The sequence below is a fragment of the Staphylococcus sp. GDY8P85P genome (assembly GCF_017892405.1).
GTDB lineage: Bacteria > Bacillota > Bacilli > Staphylococcales > Staphylococcaceae > Staphylococcus > Staphylococcus borealis.
In genome coordinates this window covers 32,335-41,611 of sequence record NZ_JAESLA010000002.1, presented here as the reverse complement: position 1 = coordinate 41,611, position 9,277 = coordinate 32,335, and the positions used below count along the sequence as shown (strand labels likewise).

Below are 9,277 nucleotides of genomic sequence, written 5' to 3'. Positions count from 1 at the left end.
GTCCTTTAGAAGGAATTAATAATAAAATCAAACTCATTAAAAGTGTATCTTTTGGTTATAGAAATTATGATAATTTACGTAATAGAATTATTATAACTTCGCGACTATTTGCCTCAACAACAAAAAAAGAGATTAAACAACCTAAGGTTGCTTAATCTCAATATTAGGACTCATCAGTCCGATTTGACGAAGAGCCGAATATATAAACAGAAAAGAGCAGAACAGAATTCTTGGCGAATTCAATGTTCCACTCTTAAAATGACATTTCAAACTATAACAAGTGGTGTATTAGCGTTCACTTAATCTCACTATCTACCGTGAATTTTCATGACGATCTAAGTCACAACTTTAAATTAATGTTCGATGCCTTTATGAAATTTTGCTTCCATTCGATAAATTCTAGAACCTTTATCGGAAAATTTCTTCTCATATTCTGTCAATATATTGTCTTCATCATCTTCTTCATGAAGATTGAGATTTAATTTAGTAAAGTACATACCATATTGCGACATACTTTCTAAACTAAACGCGAATAAGCCTCTGTTATCCGTTTTAAAATGGATTTCTCCATCTTCTTTAAGGATTTGTTGATATAGCTCTAAAAAAGTATGATATGTTAATCGACGTTTAGCGTGTCTTTTTTTCGGCCATGGGTCAGAAAAATTTAAATAAATACGTGCAACTTCACCATCATTGAAATACTCATTTAATTCTATAGCGTCATTACATATCATTTTTAAATTTGTCAGGCCTTGTTCTTTCACTTTATCAAGTACTTTATACATGACACTTTTCTCGCGTTCCATAGATACAAAATTAATTTCTGGGAATTTAGAGGCTAACGTTGTTATAAACTGCCCCATACCAGAGCCAATTTCTATATAGATGGGTTGTTCTTTATCAAACCACTCTGACATTTTTCCTGCATGTGTGCCATCCATATCTACTAAATCAGGATGTTCTTTTAAATAATCTTCCGCCCATGGTTTATAGCGAACTCTCATACTTGAAATCTCCCTTAGATAAATAAATTACTATTCATAACCTCATTTAAAAATTTTAGCCAATTATTCATATCTTTGAATCTTTTTTGCTCTTCATACCATTGAACCATACCAATTGATTGGATGACTGTGTACCATTTCATACGTTTATTTAAGTCTATGCTTTCTTCTACGCCATACGTCTTAAACCAGTCAGACCAATTTTTTTCGGGAACGTAGTTATAGAGCAGCATTCCAATATCAATAGCGGGATCGGCAATCATTGCGCCTTCCCAATCTACTAAGAATAATTCATCTCTATCAGATAGTAGCCAGTTGTTATGATTTACATCTCCATGTACAACCGTAAAGAAACGAGAATCCATATTGGGGATATGTTCTTCAAGGTATGTTAATGATTTACGAATAATGTGATGCGTTAATACTTCTCTTGATAGTGATGCATTAATCTTTTTCAACATGATATTAGGCGTGATGGGTTCCATTTCCATACGTTTAAGCATATTCAGTAAAGGTTTAGAACCATGAATCTTTTTAAGCAATGCAGCGACACGTGCTTGATACATTTCATCTGGTTCAAGTTCTCTGCCATTTTTCCAGTGTTGGGCTGTGACAACTTCACCTGTTTCAATACGTTTGGTCCATACTAATTTAGGTACAATACCTTCAGCTGACAATGCTGCAATAAATGGATTAGAATTGCGCTTTAAGAATAGCTTTTGACCGTCCTGTTCAGCCATATATGCTTCACCAGAAGCACCTCCTGCTGAATCAAGTGTCCACCCTAATTGATAAAACTGCTCCAACTCGTTCACCTCACTTTCAATTAGAAAATGGCTCGAGAAATATAGTTTTCAAGAGCCATATATTCTAATTTGTTATAATCGTTTGTTGGAAAACACGATTATATATTTCTAAAATAATTATATTTTTATACATAAGTCATTATTATAAATAAAATGTTACTGTCCCCAAACATTTATTTAAATAAATACGTCTCTTTTATCACTCAATGATGATTTTATAATTTTTAGCCTTCTTTTTCAACTGAAAATGAGAAACAAAAAGATACATTTTACTAGTCGATTATGGCTAAATTACGTTTCAATCTTTAGGTTTTATTATAACACATTTCCAGACCTTTAAACTGTGTATTTTTAATTTAATTCATGAAATTTATTTACATTATAAAATCAAAAAGAACGTACTCAAATTCTATAAATTTAGAATCAGTACGTTCTTTAATAATCAATTATTTATTTAATTAATTACTTCTCGTTTCAATGTATTTATTAAATCCTTCTTGAAGTTTGCGCGTAACAGGTCCTACTTTGCCTTCACCAACTTGCTCACCATCTATCTTAACAACAGGTGTCACTTCGGCAGATGTACTTGAAACAATGACTTCATCAGCATTTTTCAAAAATTCAACAGTAAACGTTTCTTCTTTGAATGGAATATCTTCATCTTCAGATATCCATTTAATTACTTTACGCGTAATACCATTTAAAATGTAATTATTAACGGGATGCGTATAGATTGCACCATCTTTAATTGCATACACATTACTTGAAGCGCCTTCTGTAACGATATCGCCTCTATGTTGAATTGCTTCACTTGCGTTGTATTTAACTGCATATTCTTTTGCAAGTACATTTCCTAAAAGGTTTAAACTTTTAATGTCGCAACGCAACCATCTAATATCTTCTACAGTTGCTGCATTGATTCCGTTTTCTAAATCTTCAAAAGGTCGATCGTAACTTTTAGCAAATGCCATAATGACAGGCTTTACGTCAGGTGTTGGGAAAGAATGATTTCTTGGTGCGACACCACGTGTAGCTTGGATGTAAATGCCACCATTTTTTATTTGATTTACCTTTAATAATTCTCTAACGACATCAATTAATTCTTCGACTGTATATCCTAAATCTAATTGTATTTCCACAGCACTTCTTATAAAACGCTCGAAATGCTCTGTAACTGTAAATAATTTCCCGTCATATGCTCGAATGTATTCATAAATACCATCACCAAATACATAACCACGATCTTCATAAGAGACTTTTGCTTCATTTTGATCGTAAAATTCACCGTTAATAAATACTTTTGTCATAGTTTATCCCTCCACACATAGTGAGTAAATTGCTTCTAAATAGATACTTGTTGCATTGAATAATTGTTTTTTAGTAATATATTCATTCTTTTGATGCATTAAATCCTCTGAATCTTCAAACATGGCTCCGAATGCCACACCTTTATCAAGGTTTCTAGCATATGTACCTCCACCTATTGTATAGGGTTCAGACATATCGCCAGTTTGATTTCTATAAGCTGTTACTAATTTTTGTACAAAAGGATCATTTTTGTCTACAAAATGAGGTTGCTGAACTTTGCCTAATTCAAGATCAAATCCATATTCTTTAATTTCTTTAGTAAATCGCTGTATAGCTTCTTCAAATTCAAAATTTTGTGGATAACGTAAATTAATGCCAAATCGGCCAGCATGTTTATTATCATAAGAAATAATACCAACATTTGTAGTTACATCGCCCATAACATCTGTATGGAATTTCATTCCCATCTTCTCACCAAAATGTGATTCGTGAAGGTAACGATTACTAAAGTCTACAAATTCTCTTGCTGTTTGATTTAGATTTAATGTTGATAAGAAATCTAATAAGTATAGGCCAGCATTAACACCTAATGATGGATCCATACCATGAACGGCTTTACCTTCAACCGTTAGGACTAACTCTCCACTATCAACGACACTCTCACCTTGTAATTTATGCTCATCTAAATAGTGTTCAAAATGCTGAACAACGTCGGTCATGTTTTCTTTGACAAATACGCGTGCTTGAGCATGATCAGGTACCATATTGTAACGTTGACCAGATTCAAACGAAATCAATTCATAATCTGGTTCATCTTGATCTTCAGACGTACTATTTTGAACTAAATCGAAAGTTGTGATTCCTTTTTCTCCATGAATAGCTGGAAATTCTGCATCAGGTGCAAATCCTAATGCTGGCATTTCTTCCGTTTGGAAATATCTTTCAGTACATTTCCAATCAGACTCTTCATCTGTACCAATAATGATATGAATACGTTTCTTCCAATCAACTTTCATTTCATTTAAAATTTTAACTGCGTAATAGGCTGCTATTGTCGGTCCTTTGTCATCTAGTGTACCTCTAGCAATAATTGCATCATCAGTTACCACAGGATTAAATGGATCTGAGTCCCATCCATCTCCTGCAGGCACGACATCGACATGACATAAAATACCTAAAACATCGTCACCTTTACCTGCTTCAATTCTGCCTGCAATATGATCTACATCATGGGTAGAAAAATCATCTCTTTGTGCTATTTCGTACATATAATCAAGCGCTTGACGAGGCCCCGGACCAACTGGAGTTTCATCAGATGCTTTTGAATCATCTCTGACACTCTCAATCGAAAGCAAACCTTTCAAATCATCGATTATTTGACCTTCATATTCTTGAACTTTCTCTTTCCACATTCGAGATCAACTTCCTTTTCAATAAATATACAGTTTATTTTACATAACTATAACGAAAAATTACAGTAAGATGTCAGAATATTTATAGATTTTATAAAAATTTATGTTAAAAATTTTATAAAACCTCCATATTTAAACGCTATATGACGCAATTTGTGCAAATCATACATATCAATGACCTTTAATTTTTTATATACAAATCTTACATTCCATATTTATAAAAAAAGGATGGGACAGAATTCTTTTTAAATTCATTGTCCCACCCCCGCAAGGATGACTAGAACTGAAAAAGCATGATTTAAGTGTATTCTCAGTTCAGTCAGCTACTACAAATTGGCAAAGTAGCATTATCCTATTGTTATTTCTCATGCGCTTATATATATCACAAAATTAATCTTTATCTTCTAACGCATTTTTGTTTTTCTTTAAATCTTCTTCAGTGACTACTCTTAAATTATTATTAACAGTAGCGCCACCTTCATCATCAAATTTACCTTCTTCTAGTGCATCTTCTTTGTTTGCATCTAAATTAGTAAATTTTGATTTTTCTTCTTCTAAAAATGATTTTGGATCATTTTTCAAGCGATTAGCGTATTCTTGAGGGTTATTTCTAACCTCTTGAATTGTTTCATTAGCTTTTGAACCTAATTGGCTCGCTAATCCTTTTGCATTTTCTTTATAACTTTCTGGATCTTCTTTGTATTTATTATATTGCTCTTTTAATTTATCTCTACTTTCTTTTCGAGATAATACAACTGCTGCAGTTGCAGCACCGACACCAGCAATAATTCTAAATAAGCCTGTAGTTTTAGACATAGTATACACCTTCTCCTTTATGAATGCTGTAAAAGCTTTAATTCGTCATCTGAGAGTAACTTATACTCACCAGATTTAAGATTTTCATCTAACGCCAAATTAGCGATTTTAAGACGTTTTAATTCTAATACCTCATTTTCAATGGCATGAAACATCCTTTTAACTTGATGATACTTACCTTCATAAATGGTCACCTGTGACGTAGTCTCATTTACTCTTGTTAGTAAAGCAGGTTTAACTGGTCCATCAGATAGCGTGATCCCCTGCTTAAAAGCTTCAATATCATCATCAGATATCGTATGTTGTGAGATGACTTCATATGTCTTTGATACATGTTTAACGGGACTCATCAATTCATGACTAAACTGACCGTCATTCGTGATAAGCAATAATCCCTCAGTATCTTTATCTAATCTACCAACAGGAAAGATATCTAAATGCTGATATTCTGGAATTAAATCTATGACAGTGCGATTCGTTCCATCATGCGTAGCTGAAATATAGCCCTTAGGTTTATTGAGCATAATATAAATATGATTAATAAACGTAATTTGTTTGCCGTTTGCCATCACAATATCCTCTTCTGGATCGATATGACATTTAGGTGATTTCTCTATCGAATCGTTAACTGTAACGTTCCCTTTTTTTAAAAGTTGCTTTACCTCAGAACGTGTTCCCACACCCATATTAGCTAAAAATTTATCTAATCTCATCTTAAGAAACCAACTTTTCGGCGAATTTTACCAGGTAAATCTCCTAAAAACTCATCAGCCAATCTATTCTTAATTGTAATTGTGCCATAGATGAGACCACCTACAATAACGCCGATAATTAGAATAATAAACGCTCCAGATTTACGATCGACAGATATGAACAAGCTTAAAATAAAGTACACAACCTCAACACTTATCATCATGATTAAACTATAAATGAAAATTTTAGCAACTTGAACAAATGTATCTGTAAAATGGAATTTAGCATAAATTTTCAAAATCATTAGGTTCGCGATGTTAGCGACTGTAAGCGCAATAGCTGTACTTAAAACTGCACCTGCTGTATGGAATATCATAATTAATGGAATATTCAAGATTAATTTAACAATCACAGATCCTAAAATTACAAAAACTGTTAATTTTTGTTTGTTAATCCCTTGTAGCATTGACGCAGTTACACTTAATAAAGAAATTAAAATTGCAACTGGTGCATAGTAAAATAGTATTTTATTACCATCTGGATTATATTGGTAGAATACAGTGTATAAAGGAGATGATAATGCCATTATTCCAAGACTTGCTGGCACTGTTATGTACATTAATACGCCAATAGACGTTCTAATTTGACGATGCATTTCTGTTAAGCGACCTTCAGCAAAAGTCTTGGTAATAAATGGTATTAAACTAACTGCAAAACCCGCTGCTAATGATGTTGGTATCATAACAATTTTGTTTGTTGTAAAGTTTAAGATAGTAAAGAAATAGTCTTTATTCGCATGGAATCCTGCTGCATCTAATGCATTATTGTGTGTAAATTGGTCCACTAAATTAAATAGCGGGAAATTAAGACTTACAATAACAAATGGAATACTATATGAAATTATTTCTTTATACATTTTAGTATAAGAAACATCTAGTCCAGAATTATCAGATGCTACCATTTTTTGAATATGTGGCTTACGTTTTCGCCAGTAGTACCAAAGCGTTAGTAAACCAGCAATAGCACCTATCGCGGCTGCAAACGTAGCTACACCATTTGCTTGTAAGTAAGAACCATGAAAGACATTTAATACTAAGAAACTTCCGATAAGTATAAACACAATTCTAGCGAGTTGTTCTGTTACCTCAGAAACAGCTGTAGGTCCCATGGATTCGTACCCTTGGAATACACCACGCCATGTAGCAAGTAACGGTATAAATACAACTACCATACTTATCACTCGAATGATCCAAGTAATATCATCAATTGTCCATCCGCCTTTGCCCTCTTTACGTCCTAATGTTAAAGAAGCAATATCTGGCGCTAAGAAAAATAGAATTAAAAATCCTATTATTCCTGATATGGACATCACGATAAAACTTGATTTATATAATTTTTGTCCAACTTTATACGCACCTAAAGCATTGTACTTAGCTACAAATTTTGAGGCCGCTAATGGTATTCCCGCTGTTGCAATAGCAATTGCGATATTATATGGAACATATGCATAGTTAAATGGTGCTAACTTTTCTTCCGCATTTGCACCCATAATGGCATAAAAAGGAATTACAAAAAGTACACCTAATATTTTAGTTATTAGAATACTTAATGTAATGAGAAAGGTACCTCTTACCATTTCCTTGTTTTCACTCATATTTAATCTTCCTGCCTTTTTAATAATCAAATTATTTAATTTAAAACCTTTTTGAAGGGCTTGCATTACTATAAAATATATCACAAAATACTAATTGTTTACTAATGACTTTAATAGTTTTACTAAATTTAAGTTTAAACGCATAATAAATCAAGTTATATATTCATTTGTTAATGAACCAATCTTAAATTATAACTAAAATTGTTAAGAATTCAATCGTAATTTAAATTATAATAATAGCACTAAGATAATAAGGCGGAGGTTTCTCAATGTATCAAACAATAATCATAGGTGGTGGACCTAGCGGACTCATGGCTGCAGTTGCCGCATCTGAACAAAGTGAAAAAGTACTTTTATTAGAGAAAAAGAAAGGTTTAGGTAGAAAACTTAAAATTTCTGGCGGTGGTAGATGTAATGTTACCAATCGATTACCATATGCAGAAATAATAAAAAACATACCAGGCAATGGAAAATTTTTATATAGCCCATTTTCTGTATTTGATAACGAATCAATCATACACTTTTTTGAATCTAGAGGCGTCAAATTAAAAGAAGAAGATCACGGCCGAATGTTTCCAGTATCTAATAAATCTCAAGATGTAGTAGATACACTTGTAAACACCATTAAACAAAATAAAGTCGATATTAAAGAAGAAACGATCGTCAATGCTATTAATGTAGAAGACAATGGGATATTTGAAGTTAAAACTGATAAAGGCTTATTTTTAAGTAAAAGTGTCATCATTGCAACTGGAGGCACAAGTGTACCTCAAACAGGTTCAACTGGAGATGGCTACAAGTTTGCGGAAAGTTTAGGTCATAGCATTACCGAACTCTTCCCTACTGAAGTTCCTATTACTTCAGCAGAACAATTTATTAAATCCAAAAAGCTTAAAGGTTTAAGTCTTAAAGATGTAGAATTATCTGTACTTAAGAAAAACGGTAAAAAACGAATTAGCCATCAAATGGATATGATATTTACTCATTTTGGTATAAGTGGACCAGCAGCACTAAGATGTAGTCAATTTGTTTATAAAGAACAAAAAAATCAAAAGAAAAAAGAAATTAATATGCAATTAGATGTTTTTCCAGAATACAAAAATCATGTTCTAGAGGAAAAAATAACATCTATTTTAAATGAAGAACCTGATAAGTATATAAAAAACAGTTTAAGAGGACTTATAGAAGAACGATATTTGTTATTTATGCTCAAACAAGCTCAAATCGATGAAAATACTACGTATCATCACCTATCAAACCAACAACTAAAAAAATTAGTTGACTGTTTTAAAGCCTTTACTTTTAAAGTGAACGGCACTTTACCAATTGATAAAGCCTTTGTAACTGGTGGTGGTGTAAGTTTAAAAGAAATTTGGCCAAAAACGATGATGTCAAAATTACAACCTGGATTATTTTTATGTGGAGAAGTATTAGATATTCACGGCTATACAGGTGGCTATAATATTACAAGTGCACTTGTTACAGGACATGTGGCAGGTTACGAAGCAGGTAAATTTTAATAAAAGAACTCCCTAAGATTATTCTAGTAATATGTAGAATAATCTTAGGGAGTTTACTATTCAT

Annotated in this window: 9 protein-coding genes; 2 read left to right on the top strand and 7 right to left on the bottom strand. The window is 32.5% G+C overall.

The window, feature by feature from the left end; all coding sequences use genetic code 11:
• A partial coding sequence (locus KA828_RS00730; RefSeq protein ID WP_210125211.1) for a transposase occupies nt 1-155 on the top strand: 155 nt, incomplete at its 5' end.
• Nucleotides 156-353: 198 nt separating this feature from the next.
• On the opposite strand, the gene trmB is transcribed toward KA828_RS00730, so the two are convergent.
• The 7 genes from trmB to KA828_RS00695 form a co-directional block, all read right to left on the bottom strand.
• Entirely contained in the window at nt 354-1,004 is a 651-nt protein-coding gene (trmB, locus tag KA828_RS00725; RefSeq protein WP_210125210.1) for a tRNA (guanosine(46)-N7)-methyltransferase TrmB, read from the bottom strand.
• A gap of 14 nt (nt 1,005-1,018) precedes the next feature.
• Nucleotides 1,019-1,810, bottom strand: a complete 792-nt coding sequence (locus KA828_RS00720) for a phosphotransferase family protein (RefSeq protein WP_053030507.1) — start codon at nt 1,808-1,810, stop codon at nt 1,019-1,021.
• Between the two features lie 458 nt (nt 1,811-2,268).
• Nucleotides 2,269-3,117 (bottom strand): D-amino-acid transaminase, encoded by an 849-nt coding sequence (gene dat / locus KA828_RS00715; RefSeq protein ID WP_210125209.1) that lies wholly within the window; start codon nt 3,115-3,117, stop codon nt 2,269-2,271.
• Nucleotides 3,118-3,120: 3 nt separating this feature from the next.
• Complete coding sequence (locus tag KA828_RS00710; RefSeq protein ID WP_210125208.1) at nt 3,121-4,530, bottom strand: Cys-Gly-3M3SH dipeptidase; 1,410 nt, start codon at nt 4,528-4,530, stop codon at nt 3,121-3,123.
• A gap of 390 nt (nt 4,531-4,920) precedes the next feature.
• Complete coding sequence (locus KA828_RS00705) at nt 4,921-5,346, bottom strand: YtxH domain-containing protein (protein WP_053030512.1); 426 nt, start codon at nt 5,344-5,346, stop codon at nt 4,921-4,923.
• A 17-nt stretch (nt 5,347-5,363) separates the two neighbouring features.
• Complete coding sequence (locus KA828_RS00700; RefSeq protein WP_210125207.1) at nt 5,364-6,059, bottom strand: pseudouridine synthase; 696 nt, start codon at nt 6,057-6,059, stop codon at nt 5,364-5,366.
• Nucleotides 6,056-7,693: a putative polysaccharide biosynthesis protein gene (locus KA828_RS00695; protein ID WP_193839202.1), complete on the bottom strand. Its 1,638-nt coding sequence runs from the start codon at nt 7,691-7,693 to the stop codon at nt 6,056-6,058. The genes KA828_RS00700 and KA828_RS00695 overlap by 4 nt, the downstream gene beginning before the upstream one ends.
• A 269-nt stretch (nt 7,694-7,962) precedes the next feature.
• Between KA828_RS00695 and KA828_RS00690 the strand changes: the two genes are divergently transcribed.
• On the top strand, nt 7,963-9,213 hold the full coding sequence (locus tag KA828_RS00690; RefSeq protein WP_075109361.1) for a BaiN/RdsA family NAD(P)/FAD-dependent oxidoreductase: 1,251 nt from the start codon (nt 7,963-7,965) through the stop codon (nt 9,211-9,213).
• Nucleotides 9,214-9,277: the final 64 nt, after the last annotated feature.